This is a genomic window from Massilia sp. Root418, from assembly GCF_001425265.1.
Taxonomy (GTDB): Bacteria; Pseudomonadota; Gammaproteobacteria; order Burkholderiales; family Burkholderiaceae_D; genus Rugamonas.
The window spans coordinates 151,078-172,340 of record NZ_LMEC01000025.1 but is presented as its reverse complement, the minus strand read 5'-3'; the positions used below and the strand labels follow the sequence as shown (position 1 = coordinate 172,340).

Annotated in this window: 18 protein-coding genes; 6 read left to right on the top strand and 12 right to left on the bottom strand. The window is 66.8% G+C overall.

The window, feature by feature from the left end; all coding sequences use genetic code 11:
• Nucleotides 1-5: 5 nt before the first annotated feature.
• Nucleotides 6-614: a PEP-CTERM sorting domain-containing protein gene (locus ASC94_RS27550; RefSeq protein ID WP_056403948.1), complete on the bottom strand. Its 609-nt coding sequence runs from the start codon at nucleotides 612-614 to the stop codon at nucleotides 6-8.
• 247 nt (nucleotides 615-861) lie between these two features.
• Here ASC94_RS27550 and ASC94_RS27545 point away from each other — a divergent pair, with 247 nt between their 5' ends.
• A complete protein-coding gene (locus ASC94_RS27545) occupies nucleotides 862-3,927 on the top strand; it encodes a CHASE domain-containing protein (protein WP_056403946.1) in 3,066 nt (1,021 codons plus the stop codon).
• 15 nt (nucleotides 3,928-3,942) lie between these two features.
• Here ASC94_RS27545 and ASC94_RS27540 read toward each other — a convergent pair whose 3' ends face one another.
• The 8 genes from ASC94_RS27540 to ASC94_RS27505 all read right to left on the bottom strand — a co-directional run bounded on the left by ASC94_RS27540 (nucleotide 3,943) and on the right by ASC94_RS27505 (nucleotide 11,492).
• Nucleotides 3,943-4,344, bottom strand: coding sequence for a hypothetical protein (locus ASC94_RS27540; protein ID WP_056403944.1), 402 nt, complete (start codon nucleotides 4,342-4,344; stop codon nucleotides 3,943-3,945).
• Nucleotides 4,345-4,903: 559 nt separating this feature from the next.
• On the bottom strand, nucleotides 4,904-6,022 hold the full coding sequence (locus ASC94_RS27535) for a porin (RefSeq protein ID WP_056403941.1): 1,119 nt from the start codon (nucleotides 6,020-6,022) through the stop codon (nucleotides 4,904-4,906).
• An 11-nt stretch (nucleotides 6,023-6,033) separates the two neighbouring features.
• Nucleotides 6,034-7,329 carry a dicarboxylate/amino acid:cation symporter gene (locus ASC94_RS27530; protein WP_056403936.1) on the bottom strand — a complete coding sequence of 432 codons (1,296 nt, stop codon included), beginning with the start codon at nucleotides 7,327-7,329 and terminating at the stop codon, nucleotides 6,034-6,036.
• A gap of 52 nt (nucleotides 7,330-7,381) precedes the next feature.
• Nucleotides 7,382-7,741 carry a cupin domain-containing protein gene (locus ASC94_RS27525; RefSeq protein WP_056403932.1) on the bottom strand — a complete coding sequence of 120 codons (360 nt, stop codon included), beginning with the start codon at nucleotides 7,739-7,741 and terminating at the stop codon, nucleotides 7,382-7,384.
• 2 nt (nucleotides 7,742-7,743) lie between these two features.
• Nucleotides 7,744-8,739, bottom strand: coding sequence for a zinc-binding alcohol dehydrogenase family protein (locus ASC94_RS27520; protein ID WP_056403929.1), 996 nt, complete (start codon nucleotides 8,737-8,739; stop codon nucleotides 7,744-7,746).
• A gap of 88 nt (nucleotides 8,740-8,827) precedes the next feature.
• Nucleotides 8,828-9,766, bottom strand: a complete 939-nt coding sequence (locus ASC94_RS27515) for a 3-keto-5-aminohexanoate cleavage protein (protein WP_082616889.1) — start codon at nucleotides 9,764-9,766, stop codon at nucleotides 8,828-8,830.
• A gap of 9 nt (nucleotides 9,767-9,775) precedes the next feature.
• Complete coding sequence (locus ASC94_RS27510; RefSeq protein ID WP_056403924.1) at nucleotides 9,776-10,588, bottom strand: SDR family NAD(P)-dependent oxidoreductase; 813 nt, start codon at nucleotides 10,586-10,588, stop codon at nucleotides 9,776-9,778.
• Between the two features lie 10 nt (nucleotides 10,589-10,598).
• Nucleotides 10,599-11,492 (bottom strand): dioxygenase, encoded by an 894-nt coding sequence (locus ASC94_RS27505; protein ID WP_056403921.1) that lies wholly within the window; start codon nucleotides 11,490-11,492, stop codon nucleotides 10,599-10,601.
• Between the two features lie 194 nt (nucleotides 11,493-11,686).
• Here ASC94_RS27505 and ASC94_RS27500 point away from each other — a divergent pair, with 194 nt between their 5' ends.
• From ASC94_RS27500 to ASC94_RS27490, 3 genes are read left to right on the top strand one after another with little or no spacing between them, the layout of a single operon-like run.
• On the top strand, nucleotides 11,687-12,733 hold the full coding sequence (locus ASC94_RS27500) for a LacI family DNA-binding transcriptional regulator (protein ID WP_056403918.1): 1,047 nt from the start codon (nucleotides 11,687-11,689) through the stop codon (nucleotides 12,731-12,733).
• Between the two features lie 54 nt (nucleotides 12,734-12,787).
• Nucleotides 12,788-13,288 carry a hypothetical protein gene (locus ASC94_RS27495; RefSeq protein WP_056403915.1) on the top strand — a complete coding sequence of 167 codons (501 nt, stop codon included), beginning with the start codon at nucleotides 12,788-12,790 and terminating at the stop codon, nucleotides 13,286-13,288.
• A 42-nt stretch (nucleotides 13,289-13,330) separates the two neighbouring features.
• Entirely contained in the window at nucleotides 13,331-15,286 is a 1,956-nt protein-coding gene (locus ASC94_RS27490; protein ID WP_056403913.1) for a GAF domain-containing protein, read from the top strand.
• A 53-nt stretch (nucleotides 15,287-15,339) separates the two neighbouring features.
• Here the strand turns inward: ASC94_RS27490 and ASC94_RS27485 are convergent, their stop codons facing one another.
• Together ASC94_RS27485 and ASC94_RS27480 are read right to left on the bottom strand one after the other, a co-directional pair.
• Nucleotides 15,340-16,842, bottom strand: a complete 1,503-nt coding sequence (locus ASC94_RS27485; RefSeq protein WP_056403911.1) for a response regulator — start codon at nucleotides 16,840-16,842, stop codon at nucleotides 15,340-15,342.
• Nucleotides 16,843-16,954: 112 nt separating this feature from the next.
• On the bottom strand, nucleotides 16,955-17,728 hold the full coding sequence (locus ASC94_RS27480; protein WP_056403907.1) for a DNA-formamidopyrimidine glycosylase family protein: 774 nt from the start codon (nucleotides 17,726-17,728) through the stop codon (nucleotides 16,955-16,957).
• 147 nt (nucleotides 17,729-17,875) lie between these two features.
• Here ASC94_RS27480 and ASC94_RS27475 point away from each other — a divergent pair, with 147 nt between their 5' ends.
• Nucleotides 17,876-20,128, top strand: coding sequence for a PhoX family phosphatase (locus ASC94_RS27475; RefSeq protein ID WP_056403905.1), 2,253 nt, complete (start codon nucleotides 17,876-17,878; stop codon nucleotides 20,126-20,128).
• Between the two features lie 156 nt (nucleotides 20,129-20,284).
• Nucleotides 20,285-20,794, top strand: coding sequence for a DUF3016 domain-containing protein (locus tag ASC94_RS27470; protein WP_056403902.1), 510 nt, complete (start codon nucleotides 20,285-20,287; stop codon nucleotides 20,792-20,794).
• 21 nt (nucleotides 20,795-20,815) lie between these two features.
• Here the strand turns inward: ASC94_RS27470 and ASC94_RS27465 are convergent, their stop codons facing one another.
• Nucleotides 20,816-21,259: a thioesterase family protein gene (locus ASC94_RS27465; RefSeq protein ID WP_056404347.1), complete on the bottom strand. Its 444-nt coding sequence runs from the start codon at nucleotides 21,257-21,259 to the stop codon at nucleotides 20,816-20,818.
• Between the last annotated feature and the right edge of the window lie 4 nt (nucleotides 21,260-21,263).

The window sequence follows — 21,263 nt, the reverse complement described above, 5'->3', positions numbered from 1 at the left end:
ACGCATTACTTCTGCTTGCGGCGGCGCATGGCCGCCAGGCCGGCCAGGCCCAGGCCGAACACGGCCAGCGTGCCCGGTTCCGGCACGGCGGCGGCGTTGATGGTGATGTTGTCCACCGCCAGCCAGTAGCCGTTGCTGAGGATGCTGAAGGAACTCAGGCCGGTGAAGCCGCTCAGCGCATACTTGGTGAAGTCGTTGCCGACTTGTTTGCTGTAGTTGGCGGTGCTGTCCAGGCTGATCTGGCGCACGATGCTGCCGCCGTTGGCGAAATAGCCCGTCACGGTGGTCGAGGTAATGCCGCCGCCCCAGTCCTTCAGGTCCAGGCTTTGCAGGGAAAACGTGGCGCTGCCGACGCGCGTGAACGTCAGGTTGCTGTATCCCATCAAAAAGTCGGTACCGTTGTAGGCATAGGAACTGGAATCGCCGCCGCCGTAGCCGGGTCCCATGAAGAGTGCGCCGCCATCGGTGCTGAGCGTCAGGGTATTGGCCAGCACGGCGCCGTAGGCGCCCGTGTAGTAGCCCTGGGCCTGGCCGTTGAAATCGATGACGGTGGCGCCGGCCTGGGCGGAAATGGCCAGGACGGCGGCGGCAACAGCGGATTTGAGCAGGGACATGTGGGCGACCTAGTAAGTGATTATAAGAAACTATAATTATTTATAAGCAATCTTCGTGCCTGTTGGGAAATAGTGATGACTATCAATGACTTAGCGACACGAGCACCCGGCGCCCCGCAGCAAGTGTAAAGAATTTCGACAGGTCTGTTGCCTCAAATCCACCACATGCCGTTGCGCGGGCCGGTGCCGGTAACGTACTATCTGAGCATAGCCATTCCCGTCCCACCGCTGTTTTCCCCGGAAAACCATGGACCTGACCGACTCCCGGCCCCATCCCCGCCGGATGCTGCAGGACTTGCTGAGCCCGGCCATTGTGGCCGGCGTGGTGCTGGGCGTGTGCCTGGGCTCGACCTGGTGGCTGTGGCGCAACGCCAGCGCCGACGCGGCCCAGGACCTGCAGGCCGATTTCGACTTCCGCGTGCGTGAACTGGTCAACAGCATCGCGCAGCGCATGCAAACCTACGAGCAGGTGCTGTACGGCGTGCAGGGCCTGTACATCAGCTCCGATTTCGTCGACCGCGAAGAATTCCACCGCTACCTGGACGGCCAGCACCTGAACCAGCACTTTCCCGGCATCCAGGGCGTGGGCTATATGCGCCTGGTGGGCGGCGGCCAGCGCGAGGTGCACACGCTGGCGGTGCGGCGCGACGGCTTCCCCGACTACACCGTGCGTCCGCCCGGCGACAGGCCGCAGTACGCTCCCATCGTCTATATCGAGCCCTTCAGCGGCAGCAACCTGAAGGCCTTCGGCTACGATCCGCTGTCCGAGCCGGTGCGGCGCGCCGCACTGGAGCGCGCGCGCGATTCCGGCCTGCCGGCCATGAGCGGCAAGCTGCGCCTGGTGCAGGAGGATGAACGCGAAGGCGAGCCGGAGCAGGCCGGCTTCCTGCTGGTGCTGCCGGTGTACCACAATGCGCAGCCGCAGCACACCATCGAGCAGCGCCGCGCGGCGCTGACCGGCTGGGTGTACGCGCCGTTCCGGCTGGGCGACGTGATGGCCGGGCTGGGCGGTGAGCGGGCCGCCAAGCTGGACGTGGAGATCTACGACGGCGAGGAGCTGAACGTGGCCAGCCGCATGTACGACAGCCGGCCCGGCCCGCCGCAGCCCGGCATGCGCCACACCATGCAGAAGATCAGCCTGGCCGGCCACCGCTGGACGGTGCGCATCAGCGGCGTGCCCGGCAGCGGCGTGGGCGCCGAGCGCGACGGCAAGGTGCAGCTGATCGGCGGTGCCGGCGTGGTGCTCAGCGGGGTGCTGGCGGCGCTGGCATGGCTGCTGGCCCGTAGCAGCCTGAAGGCGCGCCGCGCGCTGAGCCGGGCGCGCCAGCTCACCGCCGAGCTGAAAGAGGGCCAGGACCGCTTGCTGGACATGGCCGACAGCGCGCAGCGCAGCCAGGCCGTGCTGCGCAGCATCCTCGACTCCACCGTGGACGGCATCCTGGTCGACAATTTCGAAGGCGGCGTGCTCAACTCCAACCGCCGCTTCCGCGAACTGTGGAATGTGCCCGAGCACCTGGACTGGCAGCAGGACGGCGCCATCCTGCTGCAGCAGGTGGCCGAACAGCTGGCGCAGCCGTCCGTGTTCCTGGCGGCGGTGGCGCGGCGCCAGGGCGAGAACGAGGTGCAGCACGAGCTGCTGCACCTGCGCGACGGCCGGGTGATCGAACTGTTTACGCGCGGGCTCAAGCTGGGCAGCGCGCCGGCGCGGCTGTGGTCGTTCCGCGATATCACCGAGCGCACCCAGAGCGAGCGGCGCGAGCAGACCCGGCGCCAGGTGCTGGAGCTGCTGGCCACCGGCGCGCCGCTGCAGACCATCCTCGACAGCGTGGTGCGGGGCGTGGAGGACGGCCATCCCGGACTGCGCTGCGCCGTCCTGCTGCTGGACGAGGACGGCCGCCACCTGCACGTGCGCTCCGCGCCCAGCCTGCCGCCTTTCCTGTGCGTGGCCATCGACGGCCAGCCGGTGGAGCCGCCGGCGGGCTATTGCGGCCAGGCGGTGCAGCTGGGCCGGCGCGTGATCGTGCCCGACATCGCGCAGGATGGGTTGTGGTCGCAGTACCGCGACCTGGCGCGCCAGGCCGGCGTGCAGGCTTGCTGGTCCGAGCCGATCCGCGCCGCCAACGGCGCGGTGCTGGGCACGTTCGCCATCTTCCACCGCGCCGCCCAGGCACCCGGCGTGGCCCAGCTGGCGCTGATGGAGCAGGCGTCGCGCCTGGCCGGCATCGCCATCGAGCAGGCCCAGGCGGCGGTGGCCCTGCGTGCCGGCGAGGCGCGCTTCCGCAGCCTGTACGACCACGCGCCCGTGGCGCTGTGGGAGCAGGACTGGTCGGCGGTGCGCGCCGCGCTGGCCGAGCTGGAGCGCTCCGGCGTGGACGATGTGCCGGCCTGGCTGCGCGCCAACCCCAGCCAGGTGGCGCGGCTGGCCGGCCTGGTGCGCATCACGGACGTCAACGCGGCCGCGCTGGCCCAGGTGGGCGCCCCGCCCGGCAGCAAGGACGCCACGGCGCTGACGCTGGCGCAGAACTTCGATGCCGGCGCCATGCCGGCCTTCGCGCAGGCGCTGGTGGCGCTGGCCCAGGGCGCCCACCTGTTCGCCTGCGAAAGCAGCTTCGAGCGGCTGGACGGCGTGCAGCGCCAGAACGAGCTGACGCTGCTGGTCATGCCGGGGCACACGCAGAGCCTGGACTTCGTGATCGTGTCCACCGTGGATATCACCGAGCGCAAGCGCATGAACGACGAGCTGCTGGTGCTGGCCACCACCGATTTCCTGACCGGCCTGCCGAACCGGCGCGAGTTCATGGCGCGCCTGGACGACGAGCAGGCGCGCCTGCAGCGCGACGTCGGCGAGCAGGGCGCGGTGCTGATGCTGGACCTGGACCATTTCAAGCGCGTCAACGACGAATACGGCCACGCCACCGGCGACGCCGTGCTGCGCCACCTGGCCGCGCTGATGCGCGACAGCCAGCGCAAGATCGACACCCTGGGCCGGGTGGGCGGGGAGGAGTTCGCGGTGCTGCTGCCGGGCGCCGACCTGGCGGCCGCCAGCGCCTTTGCCGAGCGCCTGCGCCAGCGCATCGCCGGCACGCCGGTGGAGGTGGAAGGGCGCTCGCTGTCGGTCACGGTGAGCATCGGCATCGCCGCGCTGGACCCGGCCGACACCAGCGGCGACGCGGTCCTGGTGCGGGCCGACAAGGCCTTGTACTGCGCCAAGCGCGGCGGGCGCAACAGAGTGGAGCAGGTGGCCCAGCGCGGGCCCGCAGAAATGCCGGGGGAGGAAGCGAAACGGCCGGAGGATGCTCCCCCGGCCGCCTGAGTGCAGTGCGCGTGGTCAGATCGCCGCTTGCGGATCCATGTCCTTGGCGGGAATGTGCTGGCGGGCGCGCTGCTTGCGGTTGCGCGACACGATGAACCAGATGATGGCGGCTGGAATGAGCAGCGGCAGCATCAGCGGCGACATCACGGCCAGCAGCACCACCGCCAGCATCAGCAGGCCGGCTACCATCAGCACGCCCAGGCCGGCGAACAGGAAGCCGAGGAAGACCGCCACGCAGACCATGACCACGGCGCCAATCAGCAAGCCCAGGCCGCCGAAAGTGATTCCCAGCAACACGCCCAGCGGACCGTCGAATTCTTCGTCACCCAGGTGCAGCACCATGTCGCCTGTATCGAGCGTATTCCAGGCAGCAATAAAGAGCAGGGCGATGAGGGTGATGGCGAGCAGTTTTTTCATTTCAGGTTCCCCGTAAAGTCATGGTGGTTCGTACTTGGCATGGTGTAACTTTACGGCCCGGATGGGCGCCGGGCCACCGGATTGCGATGGAGCGCAGAATTCGCGGGATCAATGGCGGACGGCGGCGACAAGCGGTGATTTTGCCCCGGCTGCCAAAGAAACCGGCAGATCCGACCTTGAATTAAAGATATGTTTGCCTATACTGAATACCTATCTTGCACATGGAGGGCAATATGGCTTGGCTAGAACTGAGCGAGGGTCAATCGATATCCTCGGGATTCGGCAGTGCAATGCGCCAGCGTAGCGCGACTGAGTGTTCGGGCGGACCCAAGGGGCCGCCGTCGGCGCCGCCTACCATTCCGCCGATCATCATCAATCCCTACACCTACCATATGCCGGAGCCGGCGATTGATCCGCGCCGCACCCCGCTGGGGCCGCCGATCGCGCCGCCGCCCCGGCCTGCTATGTCGCTATTGGCTGCCTAGCGCAGACCCACGGGAATAAACCCACCAAATAAAAAGCCCGCATCATGCGGGCTTCGCCGTTTACAAAGGCGGGTTCAGAACGCGTGCCGCATGCCGAAGGCGGCGCCCTTGAGCGTGGCACCGGCGCTCACGGTCAGCGCGTTGATGGCGAAGTCGTGCAGCGCGTTGGCCTGGTTGTCCAGCCGGGTGTAGTAGGCGTACAGGCTGCTGCGCCTGGACAGCGTGTAGTCGTAGCCCAAGGTGACGTGGGTGGCGCCGCTGTCCGCTCCGCGCTTGATGTAGCCGATCTTCTGGGTGGACGCGCCCTTGCCGTCGCCGGCGTGGGCCAGGCCCAGGCGCAGGCCGTGCGGCCCGGCCTGATGCGTGGCCGAGACATAATAAGACGTCTGTTCCAGCTTGCCGGTGGCGGTTTCGTACTTCAGCTTCTCGGCAATGACGGCCAGGCGGGTTTCGCCCAGCCGGTTGGCGAAGCGGTAGGCTGCCGCCAGCTTGCTGCCGTCGTCGTCGCGGCCCTTGCCCTGGTAGTCGTGGTGGCGCTCGAGCGCCAGCGCGGCGTACCACGGCCCCTGCTCGTAGACGGCGGCCAGCGAGGTCAGCGAGGGTTTGGCGCCGCCAGCCGGGCGCTCCTCGCTGATGCCGTGCGCGGTGCGCAGCGTGAGGCCGTTCCAGGCCGGCGAATACCAGCTGATGCTGTTCTGCTGGCGGCGGTCGAAGGACGAAACGTTGCCCACGTTGTCCACCGTGGAACCGGCGCCGTTGCCCAGGATGCTCATGTAGCCGGCCGTGGTGGGGTAGAACGGGTCCAGGCCGGAGGTGCTGTTGTTGTAGGGCGTGGTCCAGTGGCCAAGGAACAGCTGGCCGTAGGCGCCTTCCAGGCCCACGCGCGTGTCGCGCTGGGCCGGGCTGCCTTCGCCGGTGTCGGGCGAGAGCGTGCCTTCGATCTGGAAGATGGCCTTGGTGCCGCCGCCCAGGTCTTCCACGCCTTTGAAGCCGAACACGGAGCGGTTGTTGACCAGGCGCGTGACGCTGAGGGGCCTGCCATTGGCTGCGGCGCCGGCGGCCGAGGTTTCCATGTGTTCCATGGCCACGTTCAGGCGGCCGTAGACGGTGACGTTGCTTTGCGCGGCGGCGTAGCCGGGGGCCAGGGCCAGCGCCACGGCGCTCAGGCTGAGGGAGAGTGCGGTGTTGTTCATGGTATTGTCCTTTAGCGGATGGCGGCAAGTTTGTCGCGGTCCAGTTCACCTTCCCAGCGCGCCATGACCACCGTGGCGACGCCGTTGCCTATCATGTTGACCAGTGCGCGCGCCTCGCTCATGAAGCGGTCGATGCCGAGGATGAGCGCCATGCCGGCCACCGGAATGGTGGGCACCACGGCCAGCGTGCCGACCAGCGCGATGAAGGAGGCGCCCTGCACGCCGCTGGCCCCTTTCGAGGTCAGCATGGCCACGCCGAAGATGGCCAGCTGCTGCAGCAGGCTCAGGTCCGTGTTGGTGGCCTGGGCCACGAACAGCGCCGCCATGGTCATGTAGATGCTGGTGCCGTCGGTGTTGAAAGTGTATCCGGTGGGGACGATCAGGCCTACCAGCGGTTTGGAGCAGCCCAGCCTCTCCATTTTGGCCATCAGGGTGGGCAGCGCCGTGTCCGACGAGCTGGTGCCGAGCACCAGGAAAATCTCTTCCTTGATGTAGACCAGGAACTTGATGATGCTGAAGCCGGCCACGCGCGCCACCAGTCCCAGCACGATCAGCACGAACAGCGCCGAGGTCAGGTAAAAAGTGCCGATCAGCTTGAGCAGCGGGCCGAGCGAGACCACGCCGTATTTGCCGACCGTGAAGGCCATGGCGCCGAATGCGCCGATGGGGGCGAAGCGCATGATGAAGTTGATCACCCCGAACACCGCCTGTGAGGCCATGTCGATCAGCTCCGTGACAGGCTTGGCGCGGCTGCCCATGGCCGACAGCGCGAAGCCGAACAGCAGGGAAATCAGCAGCACCTGCAGCACGTCGCCCTTGCCGAAGGCGTCCGCCACCGTGTTGGGGATGATGTTGAGGAAGAAGTCGGTGGGCGTCATGTTTTTGGCTTTGCCCACGTAGTCGGTAACAGCCTTGGCGTCCAGCGTGGCGGGGTTGACGTTGAAGCCGTCGCCGGGGCGCACCCAGTTCCCGACCGCCATGCCGATGAACAGCGCGAAAGTGGACACCAGCTCGAAGTAGAGCAGGGCCTTGCAACCGATGCGGCCGACCTTCTTGATGTCCTGCATGCCGGCGATGCCGCTCACCACGGTGCAGAACACGATGGGGCCGATCAGCATCTTGATCAGTTTGATGAAGCCGTCGCCCAGGGGCTTCATGTCGACGGCCAGCTTGGCATCCAGGTGGCCGAGCAGGATGCCGAGCGCAATGGCGAACAGCACCTGCACGTACAGGATGGCGTAGAAGGGCTTGCGGGTGCGGACCGCAGGCGGCAGCGCGCCCGCGCCGGTGGGGCTGGTGGTAATCATGTGTCTCCTCCAATACTTCGTCGTGTGCTTCGATCAAGGTCTAGCGTATTGTTTACAACTTGTTTGACTGGTATGGCATGGCGAGCAGGATGCTGGCCGGGTGATTGGTGTTGTTCTTCAAGGCCCTCTTTTCTCCGGGCGCCAGGCGCGCGGAATCGTATTGGCGCAGCACGTGCTCGCGCACCTGTCCGCCGTCTTCGGTGACGATGGTGACTTCGCCTTCCAGCACCACGTACAGCTTCTCCACGCCGGATGCGTCGAGCGTGGTGCCGCCGCCGGGCAGCAGGTGCGACAGGCCGAGCCACAGGGTGTCGGATGGTCCCGCCTCGTGCCCCTGCAACCGCAGGCAGTGCATGCCTTCGTGGTTGGGCGGATAGTAGGCGGGGGCGGCGTGGTAGCGCGTCAGGTTCATGGCTACAGGGCGGGCTGCAGGGCCGGCTGCAAGACCACACGCTCGCGCGCGCCGCCCAGCACTGCGCGATAGCCTTGCAGGGCGTCCTTGAGCGCGTAGATGGTGTCGGCCAGTACCGGGAAAGGCTTCAGCGTGCCGTCGGCGAAGCCGGGCGCCAGCGCGTCGAGGATGCGGGCGCAGGCCAGCGAGTCCAGCGCCAGGGTATCGATGCCGACGTAGGTGTGCTGGCCGCGGTAGAAGGCGAAGATATCGAAGGGCACCGCGCGCTCGATGGTGGAGATGAAGATCTGCCGCCCGCCGGTGGCCAGCGCCGCGTTGGCCTGTTCGAAGTAGGGGCTGCCGACGGTGTTGTAGACGATGTCCGCGCCGTGGCCGCCGGTCTTGTCGCGCACGTAGGCGGCGATGTCCTGGGTATCTGCGGCGATCATGTCAACCGCGCCGCTGGCATGGCCGATGTACGCTTCCTTGCTGCGTTCCACCGCGAACACGCGGGCGCTGGCGCGGGTGGCCAGCTGTATGGTGGCCTGGCCCACCTTGCCGTTGCCGCCCATGACCAGCACCACTTCGCCCGCCTGCGGCAGGCCGGCGCGGCGCAGGCCTTCGTAGGCGGTGATGAAGGGCACGCCCACCGCGCCTGCCTCCAGCATCGGCACGCTGGCCGGCTTGGCGCGCACGGCGGCGGTGTCCAGCACCAGGTAGCGCGCGTGGGTGCCGTCGCGGCGGATGCCCAGTTCACCGCCGCTGCCCCACACTTCCTTGCCGATCCATTCGGCGGGACCGTCGATCACCACGCCGGCGTAGTCGCGGCCCGGCGTGCGCGGCCAGATGGCGTGCGGCATGGCGCCCAGCGCGGCCTTCACGTCGCTGGGGTTCACGCCGGCGCTGTGGACTTCGATCACGCACTGGCCGGGCTGCGCACGCGGGCGCTCGGTGGTGGAGAGGGTGGGGGCCAGCAGGTCGATGCTGGCGGCTTTTTCGGTAACGCGTACGGTGTTCATGTGGTTCTCCTTTTGTGTTGGTGGTGCTGATGGCTTTGCGGCGGCGCTTGGCGGGTTACGCGGCATGCCGCTAACCCGCCCTACAGGTCTAAGTTCCGTTTGCCTGGGTTGCCTGGTTTGCGTAGGGCGGGTTAGCGGCGCAGCCGCGTAACCCGCCGTGCAGGTTCAGCATGGTCCGGGCTTCGGCCGCGCTGGCCACGGCGCCGCCCAGCGATTCGACGATCAGCCGCGCACGCGCCACCAGTTCCGCGTTGTCCCTGGCCAGCTTGCCCTTGGCGATGTAGAGGTTGTCCTCGAAGCCGACCCGCACATGCCCGCCCAGCAGCCAGGCTTGCGCCACCATGGGGAATTCGTGGCGGCCGATGCCGAAGCCGGTCCACATTGCGCCGGGCGGCAGCAGGCCGCGCGCATAGGCCATGGTTTCCGGGCTGGCGTTGAAGCCGTAGTGCACGCCCAGCACAAAGCTGAACAGGCCCGGCCCGGCCAGGGTCCCGTCGGCGATCAGGTCGCGCGCCAGGTGCAGGTCGCCCGAATCGAAGATCTCGATCTCCGGCAGCACGCCCGCCTCGCGTATCACCCTGGCCATGCGGCGCACGTTGGCGGGCGTGTTGATGACCACGTCCGCGCCGGAATTCATGGTGTTGAGGTCCAGCGTGGCGATGTCCGGGCGCAGCGCTGCGATGTGGGCCACGCGCTTTTCCGGCTGCATCAGGGTGCTGCCGGGGGCGGCCACCTGCGGGTCGTCCGCACTGGGGATGAAGCGGCCGCCGGGACCGGTGGTGAGGTTGATCACCAGGTCGCGGTTCTGCTCGCGGATGCGCTGCATTACTTCGGCGTAGTGGTCCAGCTCCATGGACGGCAGGCCGCTGCGCGGGTCGCGCACGTGGATGTGGACCACGGCGGCGCCGGCGTCGGCCGCGTCCAGGCAGGCTTGCGCGATCTGGCGCGGCGTGACCGGCAGGTCCGGATGCTGCTCCGGCTTGACGATGTTGCCGGTGACGGCGCAGGTGATGATGGTCTTGTTCATCTGCGCTCCTCAGGCCGCGCCGAGATGGCGGCCGCCGTCGATGCGGATCACGCTGCCGGTGGCGAACAACAGCGTGGTGGCGCAGGCTTCGACGGCGGCGGCGATGTCGTCCGGCTGGCCGATGCGCTTGAGCGGGGTGGTGGCCGCTTGCTTGTCGTTGAAGGCGGCGTCGCGGCCGGGCACGAAGTGGCTGTCCACCACGCCGGGCGAGACGTTGATGACGCGGATCTGCGGCGCCAGCGCGCGGCCCAGGGAATTGGCCATGGTATCCAGGCCGGCCTTGGCGGCGCAGTAGGCCACATTGCTGCCGATGCCGGTGCTGGCAGCGATGGAGGAGATGTTCACCACCAGCCCGTGGCCGGAAGCGCGCAGCAGCGGCGCGAAGGCACGGATCGCGGCGAACGGCGCGCGCCAGTTGGCGGTGAAGATGGCGTCGATCAGGTCGTCGGTCAGCGCGTCCAGGTCGGCGTGCGGCACCGGCTGGGTGAAGCCGGCCGAGTTGACCAGGATGTCGGCGCGGCCGTAGCGCTCGCGCACCTCGGCGGCGGCGCGGGCCAGCGCGGCGCTGTCGGCCAGGTCGGCGTCGATGGCGCAGTGCGCGCCATCGGCGGCGTGCGCACTGGTGGGCGAGCCTGCGCCGCCGGCGCGCGGCACGGCGGGCAGCGAGGCGGCCTTGGCGTGCGCGTCGCCGCCGGCGCGGCCGAGCAGCACGACGCGCGCGCCCCGGGCGGCCAGGCGCTGCGCGCTGGCGTAGCCGATGGCGCCCGCGCCGCCGGCGATGACAGCCACCTGGCCGGCGAGTGGAAGGGATGATGTGGGCATGCGTAGTCCTTTATTTGATGGGCGCTTCGGGGAAGCAGCTCTCGCCCGGCTCCAGCACGAAGTCGTAATTGAGGGTGTAGTACTCGCCGGCCCCGGCCGCCGGATCGGCCGCGTGGCGCACGAACTGCCCCACCAGCGGCTTGGTCACGCCGAAGGAGACGTCGCTGCCGAGGTGGTCGCAGTCGTCGGCGAAGACCTGGGTGATCAGCGTCTTGCAGCGCGGGTGGGAGACCATGAAGTGCACGTGCGCGGGCCGCATGCAGTGCCGCTCCTGCAGCCGCAGCAGCACGCCCACCGCGCCATGGGTGGGGACCGGATAGCCGGCCGGCCGCACGGTGCGGAAGCTGTAGCGGCCATCCTCGCCGGTCATGAAATAGCCGCGCAGGTTCATCTCGGGCTGCTGCGCGTCCTGGTTTTCGTACAGGCCGGCCGGCGAGGCCTGCCACACGTCGACCTTGGCGCCGCAGATGGGCTGGCCGTCCACGCCGCGCACCTGGCCGTACACGTGCATGGGCGTGCCGGGCGTGTCGCCGCGCGCAATCGAGTCGCCGTTGGCGCACAGCGGCGCGGCCGCGCGCCAGAAGGGGCCGAGCAGGGCGGCCGCGCTCTGGCCCTGGTTTTGCGGATTGTTGCGCAGCGCGACCAGGGTCGAGATGCCCAGCACGTCGGCCGCCAGCACCACCTCGTTGTGCACGTCGTTGGTCTGCTGGCCGATGTCGGTGACGAACTTGAGCACCGTGTCGAATTCTGCTTCGGTCAGGTCCACTTCCCGTATCAGCGCGTGCATGTGGTCGACAAAGGCGGCCACCAGCTGGCGCAGCCGGGGATCGGGCGTGCGGGCCATGGCGGCGTGCGCCACGGCGGTGACGGATGCCTCGCCGTCGATGATGTTGGCGGTATTCATGTCCACTGGCTGTCTCCTCCATGCTGGAATAGTTATGCGAACGTTCGCATTGGCTTGATGTTAGCAGAACAAGCGGCCAAATCAAGAACATCTGAAAAATATTTGCGAACGTTCGCATTAATTGCGCCGTTTACGCTGGGCAGCCCCGGCGTGCGAAAATACGACATCGATTAGCGGAAGGTGCGGAACAGCCTATGCAGCAGAAAAAGATGACGCTCAAGGGCCTGGCGGCAATCCTGGGCGTGCACACCTCCACGGTGGGCCGCGTGATGGACCCGGAAACCCGGCACATGGTGGGCGAGGAGGTGGCCCAGCGCGTGCTGAAGGAGGCAGCCAGGCACGGCTACCGGCCCAACAAGATGGCGGCGGCGCTGCGCACGCGGCGCTCCAACATCGTCGGCGTGATACTGCCCGATATCACCAACCCGGTGTTTCCGCCCATCGTGCTGGGCATCGAGGACGAGCTGCGCAAGCACGGCTACGTGGCCCTGGTGACCAATGCCGGCGAAGACCCGGAACAGCAGCGCTTCGTGGTGGACCAGCTGCTGGCGCGCCAGGTGGACGCCCTGATCCTGGCCACCGCCACGCGCGACGATCCGATTGTCACGCACTGCCTGGAAGCCGGCGTGGCGCTGGTGACGGTGAACCGCAGCGAGGACCGGGGCCGCGTGTCCAGCGTGGTGAACGACGAGTACGCGGGCATGCGGCTGGCGGTGGAGCACCTGCTGGCGCTGGGCCACCGCCACATCGTGCACCTGGTGGGGCCGCAGACGCTGTCCACCGGCCACCTGCGGCGCGAGGGCTACGAACTGGCGCTGGCCGCGCACGGCGTGGCGCGCGAGGACATGTGGCTGTTCGACTGCAGCGCCTACACCCGCGAGGCAGGCCGCGCCGGCTGCCTGGGCGCGCTGGCGCGCTATCCGCAGGCCACCGCCATCCTGGCCGGCAACGACCTGCTGGCGCTGGGCTGCTACGACGCGCTGCGCGAGCGCGGCCTGCGCTGCCCGGAGGACGTGTCGGTGGTGGGCCACAACGACATGCCCTTCGTGGACATGGTGAATCCGCCGCTGACGACCATCCGCATCGGCCACCACGCCATGGGCGTGCAGGCGGCCCAGCTGGTGCTGCGCCGCTTGCGGGCGGAAGGGGCGGAAGGCGGGGCCGGGGACGGGCAGATGGAAATCCGCCTGAAGCCGGAACTGATGGTGCGCAATTCGACAACAGTTCCGCGCAAGACGTAAATTGCGATATGATACGGTTTTTAACTGTATATATATCCAGTAAAGCGAGCGCCCATGACTGACGATATTCTCCTTTCCGACGACGAGCAGGACACCCTGGTGCAGGAAGACCGCCTGTGGCAAGCCAATGGCTGGACCGCGCGCGTGATCAAGAATGACGAAGACGAAGGCTGGGCCGTGGCCATGATCAAGGACGGCGAGCCGGAGCCGGCGCTGGTGGGCCCCTGGACCATGGGCCGCGACAAGAAAAATCCCAAGCCACTCGACGTCAACGCCTTCAACACCCTGGTCAAGACCGCCAACGAGGTGCTGCGCCGCCACGAGCAGCAGCTGCACGCGCAGCTGCACAAGAGCGTGCGCGTGAACACCGAGGGCGCGGCCTACATCACCGTCAACTTCGACATCACGCCGGACGAGGACGAGCCCTACGCCACCCTGACCGCCTTCGACCCCTATGGCGACGAGCTGGCCCAGGTGCGCGCGCTGCCGACCTTCAAACTCAGTGTGGCAAGCGCCACAGCGTGGATAGAAAGCGGCTACCGCCGGCCAGCCTGAACTGTTACCATTCCTGTGCTGACTTGCACATAGGAAAAATCGATGGAAAGCCGTCTCAGCCGCCTGGAAGCCGTACAAAGCATCCTGCTCGAAATCGGGCAGAAATCGAGCACTTGCACCGACATTGCCGAGTTCGTGCAGGCGGTGCACGAGGCGCTGGGCCGCATCATGTATGCGGCCAACTTCTATGTCGCGCTGAGCGACGAGGGCCGTCCCAACTCGGTGCGCTTCGTCTATTTCGTGGACGAGGTGGATGAGGCACCGGACAGCAGTGAAGTGGTGGAGCTGGCCTCGCCGGAGCAGTCGCCGACCGCCTGGGTGATCCTGAACCGGCAGCGCCTGATCATGACGGCCGAGGAGCACAATTCGCGCGGCGTGGACGGCAGCAGCTGGGGGCTGGGCACCACCGCCGAGCACTGGATGGGCTGCCCGCTGGTGGACCACAACCAGCAGGTGCTGGGCGCCATGGTGATCCAGAGCTACGACAAGCAGCACACCTTCAACGAGGAAGACCAGGCGCTGTTCCAGCTGATCGCCAGCCACGTCTCCAGCGCCCTGCAAGGCCTGCAGAGCATGGACCGCCTGGAGCGCGCCGTGCACGAACGCACCGCCGCGCTGGAATACGAGGTGGCCGAGCGCCGCCGCGCGGAAAACCTGCAGCGCGCACTGTACGAGATCGCCAGCCTGTCGGGCGGCGCATGGGACCGCACCACCATGTACCAGCGCCTGCACCAGGCCATCAGCGAGGTGCTGACGGTGCGCAATTTCCTGATCGCGCTCTACCACCCCAGCAACAACGAGATCACGGTGCCGTACTTCGTCGACGAGAAGGATCCGGCGGCGCCATGCACCAGCTTCTCCTACGGCGTGGGCATGACCTCCTACATCCTCAAGCAGCGCCAGCCGGTACTGCTGGACCGCGAGGGCTACCTGGCGCTGATGGCGTCCGGCGAAGTGGAGCGGCCGCTGGGCAATGAAGAGATCACCAGCTGGATGGGGGCGCCCATCCTGCTGAACGACTATGCCTACGGCGTGCTGGTGGTGCAAAGCTACGACGAGGACATGATTTATTCGCAGTCCGACCTGGACGTGCTGGCCTTCATGGCCAGCCACGTGGCGGTGGTGATCTCGCGCCTGCAGGCCGACCGCGCCATCCGGCGCGCCAAGAGTGCGCTGGAAGAGCAGAACGCGGCGCTGAACACGGCGCTGACGCAGCTGCAGGCGGCGCAGGGCGAGCTGGTAAGGCAGGAGAAGCTGGCCTCGCTGGGCCGCCTGGTGGCCGGCGTGGCGCACGAAATCAACACCCCGCTGGGCATCTGCGTGACCGCCACCAGCCACCTGGTGCAGGAACTGAAGCTGACCAAGGAAGACCTGGCCAGCGGGGCGCTGGACGAGGAGGGGCTGAACCAGTTCTTCGACATTGTCGACCAGTCGCTGCGCATCATGACCACCAACACCCAGCGCGCGGCCGCGCTGGTGCGCAGCTTCAAGCAGGTGGCGGTGGACCAGTCCTCCGACAATGTGCGCAGCTTCAACCTGCGCAAATACCTGGACGAAGTGCTGCTGTCGCTGCAGCCCAAGCTCAAGGGCAAGCCGATCGCGGTGGAGGTGGACTGCCCGCCGGACATCCAGATGGAAAGCTTCCCGGGCGCCGTGTCGCAGATCGTCACCAACATGGTGGTCAATTCGCTGGTGCACGGCTTCGGCGAGGGGCAGTCCGGCTCGATCAAGATCCGTGGCCGGGTGGAGGGCGAGCACGTGCAGTTCGACTACAGCGACGACGGCATCGGCATGGACCAGGGCACCCTGAGCCAGCTGTTCGACCCCTTCTTCACCACCAAGCGCGGCTCCGGCGGCAGCGGCCTGGGCGCGCACATCCTGTACAACCTGGTGACCGGGCCGCTGGGCGGTACGGTGAAGGTGGTGAGCGCCCCCAACATGGGCCTGCACTACAACCTGCGCTTCCCGCGCGTGCAGCACGGCAAGCAGCAAGCCTGAGTCCGGGCCGGCGAAAAAAAACCGGCGTCCGCCGGTTTTTTTTTGCCCCCGGTTCAGTCGGGGAAGCGTTCGTTGATGGCCAGCGCCTTGTCGATGTTGTTGATCAGGTGCTCGACGTAGACCGGGTCCAGGTGGTGGCCGGCCACTTCGCGCAGGTGGGCCACGACCTGGTCCACCGGCCAGGCGTCCTTGTAGCAGCGCTTGTGCATCAGCGCGTCGAACACGTCGGCCACGGCCACGATGCGCGCGTACAGGTGGATGTTGTCGCCGCGCAGGCCCTGCGGGTAGCCGCTGCCGTCGAATTTCTCGTGGTGCTGGTGCGCGATCACGGCGGCCGCCTTCAGGATCGGCCGCTGCGAGCCGTCCAGGATGGACAGGCCCACCGCCGGGTGCTGCTTCATGATTTCCCACTCGGCCGCGTCGAGTTTGCCCGGCTTGAGCAGCACCGCGTCCGGCGTGGCGATCTTGCCGATGTCGTGCATCGGCGCGGCGTGGCGCAGCACGGCCACTTCCTCGTCCGGCAGGCCGGCCGCCACCGCCAGCAGGTGGCACACCTCGGACATGCGCCGCACGTGGTTGCCCGCTTCGTTCGAGCGCGATTCCACCACGTCGCCCAGGCGCAGGATCAGCTCGGCCTGGGTGTCGGTGATTTCCTGCGTCAGCAGGATGTTGTCGAAGGCGATCGCCACGCCCGAGCAGAACACTTCCAGCAGCTTGGTGTCGATGTCGGAGATTTCCTCCACGCCCTTGAGCACCAGCAGCGACGCCTTGCCGCTGCTGTTGGGGAAGTAGCCGACATAGGTGTCGCCCTGCACCTTGGAGATGCGGTTGCTCTTGGCGTCGTCCAGCTGGGCCAGCAGCTCGGGCGTGAGGATGTTTTCCTCGTCGCCGATCTTGGCCAGGATTTCGTATTGGTTCTCGCCGCTGATGGCGGTGGCCGCGCGCAGGCGCAGCAGCATGCTGTTTTCCAGGCGCAGCAGCGCCACCACCTGCTGCAGCAGGCCGTTGGCGAAGTCTTTCAGGTTGCGCTGCTGGAAGATGTGGGCCGAGGCAGCTATCACGCGCTCCAGGCCCTCGCGGTAGTTCAGCTGCGCAATGCGCGCTTCCTCCACCTTCATGATGTCGCGGTAGGCGCGCAGCGCGGCAAAGGTGGTGGTGAACAGCTTGGTGCGGTCGAGCTCGGTCTTTTCCTTGTAGTCGTTGATGTCGTAATTGACGATCACGCGCTCTTCCGGCGCCTGGCCCGGCTGGCCGGTGCGCAGCACGATGCGGGTGAACTGGTTGTCCAGCTCCTGGCGCATCCAGCGCGCCACTTCCAGGCCGCTGTCTTCCTGCTCCATCACCACGTCCAGGAAGACCAGCGCGATGTCCTGCTCGCGCGCCAGCACTTCCTTCGCTTCGGCGCCGCTGTAGGCGTGCACGAAGCTCAGGGCGCGGCCGTCCAGGCGGAAGCGGCTCAGCGTCAGCTTGGTGACGTCGTGGATATCAGGTTCATCATCAACCAGCAGGACTTTCCAGGGCGCCAGTTTGGGCGCGGATGTGGACAGAAAAGACATAAGGCGTATTTCCGCAAATAGACACTTGTATGCGCAATTTTTAGGCGCACTCTTTTGATTGTAGTCCCACCGCCAGCAGATTAACAACTGGCAATAAACATTACACGCAAGCTTAACAACAATCCGGCGCGCGTGGTGTATTTTTGTACAGTTTTTGGCAGCTTTCACAATGAAAGCTGCGGCGCCTGCTTTGCCCCAGATAGCCTTTGCTTAAAGGGATTTTGCAACGTGGACACATTTTCTTCGTGTGCACCAGCCAATGCTGCTTGAGCACGTAGGCCTGCTTCCAGGCCAGGAATTCGAAACTGTATTCGCGCGCCTGTTTGACAAGCGCCCGCAGCTTGGCGACCGGTAGCGCGCCCACTTCGGACAGCGGATGGATGCGCAAGCGGAACAGCACTTCGTTTTTGATGATGTTGCCCACGCCCGAAAAAATATCCTGGTCCAGCAAGGCGTCGCACGCCAGCATGGCGGGCGCGGCGCGCAGCTTCTTCAGCGCCAGGGCCGGCCGCCACTGGTCCGCCATCACGTCGGCGCGCCAGTCGTACAGCGCGTCGAGCCGGCCCGGGCCGCCGTCCAGCTGCTTGACCGAGCAGGCGTAGAAATTGAACTCGCCGCCGCCCTGGAACTGCAGGCTCAGGCGCGGGGGCGCGTCCTTGCGCGCATTGATGCGGTAGCTGCCGAACAACAGGAAATGGATCTTCAGCACCAGCTCGGGCAGTTCGATCAGGAAGTGCTTGCCCCAGCTGCGCAGCGCCACCACGGGCTGGCCCACCAGGCGGGCGTAGTCCACCGCCTTGCTGTTGCCGCCGGCGGCGGCGATGGTGCGGCCGGTGAATGCGGCCGCTTCTTGCTTGAGGATGACAATGGATGGACCTTCCGGCATGGGGCCTCCGCAGTGCGATAGCGCAGTGTGCGCCCGGGGCTGCCGCGCGCGCCGTGCGCGAACGCACAATACGACGTCACAATGTTGTCATTTTCCTTGCATAGAATGGCGGCGTCTCAGCCCCTCCACTCTTACAAGACAAGAACCATGAACAGCAAAGACCGCGTGCCAGCTTCCATCGATCCAGACGACATCGGCTATAACGACACCCCGAACGAGCATTTCAGCACCGTGCTGGAGCAGCGCATCAGCCGCCGCAACCTGCTGCGCGGCGGCGCCGCCAGCGCCGCAACCGTGGTGCTCGGTTCGATGGGCCTGAGCGCCTGCGGCGGCGACAACATCGTCTCGCCCACCGTGCCGGACCCGGTGATCCCGCCGCCGCCCGCTGAAAAGCTGCTCAGCTTCACCGCCGTGGCCAAGAGCCTGGCAGACGTGGTCACCGTGCCGGCCGGCTACACCGCCAGCGTGCTGTACGCGCTGGGCGATCCGCTGACCGCCACCGCCACCGCCTTCAAGAACGACGGCACCGACGCCGACTTTGAAAACCGCGCCGGCGACCACCACGACGGCATGGAATTCTTCGGCCTGGGCGCCGACGGCAAGGCGTCCGCCAGCGCGGTGGACCGCGGCATCCTGGCAGTCAACCATGAAGCCACCACCAACCAGCAGCTGTCGTCCTTCTTCATCCACGCCAACGGCGGCACCAACACGCTGCCGCGCCCGGCCGCTGAAATCGACCGCGAAACCGCGCTGCACGGCCTGTCCATGGTCGAAGTGCGCAAGGCCGGCGGCAAGTGGGAATACGTCAAGGACTCGGCCTTCAACCGCCGCGTCACCTGCCTGACCGAGTGCGAGATTTCCGGCCCGGCGCGCGGCAACGCCCTGCTGGTGACCAAGTACTCCAAGGACGCCACCAAGACCCGCGGCACCCTGAACAACTGCGGCACCGGCAAGACCCCGTGGGGCAGCTTCGTGTCCGGTGAAGAGAACTGGTCCGGCTACTTCGTGCGCGGCGCGGCCGACAATGCCGCGCGCGGCAATGACAAGAGCGTGGCCTCGCTGAACCGCTACGGCCGCAGCCAGGGTGCCGCGTCGCGCCACGGCTGGGAAAGCGGCGGCGCCGACGACAAGTACGGCCGCTGGAACATCAGCAAGCTGGGCGCGTCCGTGGACGGCAGCGACGACTACCGCAACGAAATGAACGGCATGGGCTACATCGTGGAAGCCGATCCGTACAACAAGACCAAGGCGGTCAAGAAGCGCACCGCGCTGGGCCGTTACGCGCACGAGAGCGCAGCCTTCGGCAAAGTGGTGGCCGGCCAGGCGCTGGCAGTCTACATGGGCGACGATTCGCGCAACGAGTACATCTACAAATTCGTTTCCACCGCCGTGTGGAACGCGGCCGACGCCACCCCGGCCGACCTGCTGGCCACCGGCGACAAATACCTGGACTCGGGCAAGCTGTACGTGGCCAAGTTCGCCGCCGACGGTTCCGGCAGCTGGATCGAGCTGTCCATCAGCAACCCGCTGATCGCCGCCTACGCCGGCTACAAATTCGCCGACCAGGCCGACGTGCTGGTCAACGCCCGCCTGGCTGGCGACGCGGTGGGCGCCACCAAGATGGACCGTCCGGAATGGTGCTCGGTGAACCCGGCCAACGGCGAGGTGTACTTCTCGCTGACCAACAACAGCAACCGTAGCGCCACGCCGAGCGGCTCGTCGGCCCTGGCGCCGGACAGCGCCAACCCGCGCGCCTACACCGACATGAAGGGCACCAGCGCCCAGAACGGCAACCCGAACGGCCACATCCTGCGCCTGAAGGAAGCGCTGGCCGGCTCCACCGCGCTGAGCTTCAGCTGGGACGTCTACCTGTTCGGCGCCGAAAGCGGCGCGGATGCAGGCAAGGTCAACCTGTCGAACCTGACCTCGGACCAGGACTTCTCCAGCCCGGACGGCCTGGCCTTCAGCCCATCCACCGGCATCTGCTGGATCCAGACCGACGACGGCGCCTACACCGACGTGACCAACTGCATGATGCTGGCCGGCCTGCCGGGCCAGGTGGGCGACGGCAAGAAAGTTACCCTGAGCTACCCGACCACGGCCGGCGCCACCCTGGCCGTGGACACCTACGTCGGCAAGACCCCGACCGCCGACACGCTGAAGCGTTTCCTGGTGGGCCCGGTGGACTGCGAACTGACCGGCATCTGCGAAACGCCGGACGGCAAGGCGCTGTTCGTCAACATCCAGCACCCGGGCGAAGGCACGGCCCAGGCCAACCTGGCCGACCCGAGCAAGTACACCAGCCAGTGGCCTGCCAGCGTCGGCTACGGCGCCGGCAAGCGTCCGCGTTCGGCCACCATCGTCATCACCAAGAATGACGGCGGCCGCATCGGCAGCTAAGGTTTAACAGGGCGGGAATACTGCTGCGGCAAGGGCGGCGCCAGCGATGGCGCCGCCCTTTTGTATTATTCGTAAGAAATCATTTCAAGGCGGGGCAAGGGCTGGCAAACGGAGTATATTGACACGATCCGCTATGCTCTATTTGAAAGGATCATCATGCGTGCACTACGTCATACCGCCGCCGCCGCCGTGCTGGCGAGCCTGGCCGCGCTGGCCAGCGGCGGCGCCCTGGCCGGCGCCACCGTCACCTATATCGAAGCCGATAAATTCGTCGACATGCCGTTCTCGCCGGTAGACCGCGAGCGCGTGCTGGAAGACCTGAGCTCGCACTTCGCCGAGCTGGGCAAGCTGCTGCCCGCCGGGCAGGAACTGAAAGTGGAAATAACCGACCTGGATCTGGCCGGGCGCATCGACTTTGCCCGCCGCGGCGCCAACGAAATCCGCGTCATGCGCGGCATGGCCGACTGGCCGCGCATGGAACTGCGCTACCGCCTGGAAGAGGGCGGCAAGGTGCTCAACAGCGGCGAAGCCAAGCTGTCCGACATGAACTATATGGACCGCGCGCGCCTGGCCACGTCCAACGAGTCGCTGCGCTTCGAGAAGCAGATGGTGGACGACTGGTTCAGCAAGACCTTCGGCGTGAAGGTGCGCGGGGCGCGGGGCTAAGGCGCTGCCTGGCCTTGCGGTCTAGTCCAGCCAGTTAACCCGGGGGAACTTCGCCAGGAAGTCCTCGGGCATCGGCACCACCTGGCTGCTCTTGTAGTTGAAAAACACGAAGCCCGACTTGGCCATGGCCACCAGCGCCTGGTCTTGCGGGCGCGTGATGCGGAAGGTGATGTCGCCGCCGTATTTGTTGAAGTCCATCACGCCCACCTCGAACAGCAAATGGTCGCGCGCGTGGGCCTCGGCCTTGTAGGTGGTGGCCAGGTCGGTGACGATGATGCCGTTGCCGTCGCCTTCCGTCTCGCGCACGCCGAAGTCGTACAGGAAGCGTGCGCGCGCCTCCGAGATCATGGAGATCATCGAATCGTTGCCCAGGTGGTTGGCGCCGTTGATGTCGGTGACGCGCACGGTCAGCTGGGTGGAAAAGTAAAACTGGTCTTCCGGGAATTCAAGTTTCAGGCGTGCCATGGCG

Bases quoted from the DNA above. Each gene is read 5' to 3' on its own strand.
- ASC94_RS27550 (WP_056403948.1), bottom strand. From the start codon at position 614: ATGTCCCTGCTCAAATCCGCTGTTGCCGCCGCCGTCCTGGCCATTTCC.
- ASC94_RS27545 (WP_056403946.1), top strand. From the start codon at position 862: ATGGACCTGACCGACTCCCGGCCCCATCCCCGCCGGATGCTGCAGGAC.
- ASC94_RS27540 (WP_056403944.1), bottom strand. From the start codon at position 4,344: ATGAAAAAACTGCTCGCCATCACCCTCATCGCCCTGCTCTTTATTGCT.
- ASC94_RS27535 (WP_056403941.1), bottom strand. From the start codon at position 6,022: ATGAACAACACCGCACTCTCCCTCAGCCTGAGCGCCGTGGCGCTGGCC.
- ASC94_RS27530 (WP_056403936.1), bottom strand. From the start codon at position 7,329: ATGATTACCACCAGCCCCACCGGCGCGGGCGCGCTGCCGCCTGCGGTC.
- ASC94_RS27525 (WP_056403932.1), bottom strand. From the start codon at position 7,741: ATGAACCTGACGCGCTACCACGCCGCCCCCGCCTACTATCCGCCCAAC.
- ASC94_RS27520 (WP_056403929.1), bottom strand. From the start codon at position 8,739: ATGAACACCGTACGCGTTACCGAAAAAGCCGCCAGCATCGACCTGCTG.
- ASC94_RS27515 (WP_082616889.1), bottom strand. From the start codon at position 9,766: ATGAACAAGACCATCATCACCTGCGCCGTCACCGGCAACATCGTCAAG.
- ASC94_RS27510 (WP_056403924.1), bottom strand. From the start codon at position 10,588: ATGCCCACATCATCCCTTCCACTCGCCGGCCAGGTGGCTGTCATCGCC.
- ASC94_RS27505 (WP_056403921.1), bottom strand. From the start codon at position 11,492: ATGAATACCGCCAACATCATCGACGGCGAGGCATCCGTCACCGCCGTG.
- ASC94_RS27500 (WP_056403918.1), top strand. From the start codon at position 11,687: ATGCAGCAGAAAAAGATGACGCTCAAGGGCCTGGCGGCAATCCTGGGC.
- ASC94_RS27495 (WP_056403915.1), top strand. From the start codon at position 12,788: ATGACTGACGATATTCTCCTTTCCGACGACGAGCAGGACACCCTGGTG.
- ASC94_RS27490 (WP_056403913.1), top strand. From the start codon at position 13,331: ATGGAAAGCCGTCTCAGCCGCCTGGAAGCCGTACAAAGCATCCTGCTC.
- ASC94_RS27485 (WP_056403911.1), bottom strand. From the start codon at position 16,842: ATGTCTTTTCTGTCCACATCCGCGCCCAAACTGGCGCCCTGGAAAGTC.
- ASC94_RS27480 (WP_056403907.1), bottom strand. From the start codon at position 17,728: ATGCCGGAAGGTCCATCCATTGTCATCCTCAAGCAAGAAGCGGCCGCA.
- ASC94_RS27475 (WP_056403905.1), top strand. From the start codon at position 17,876: ATGAACAGCAAAGACCGCGTGCCAGCTTCCATCGATCCAGACGACATC.
- ASC94_RS27470 (WP_056403902.1), top strand. From the start codon at position 20,285: ATGCGTGCACTACGTCATACCGCCGCCGCCGCCGTGCTGGCGAGCCTG.
- ASC94_RS27465 (WP_056404347.1), bottom strand. From the start codon at position 21,259: ATGGCACGCCTGAAACTTGAATTCCCGGAAGACCAGTTTTACTTTTCC.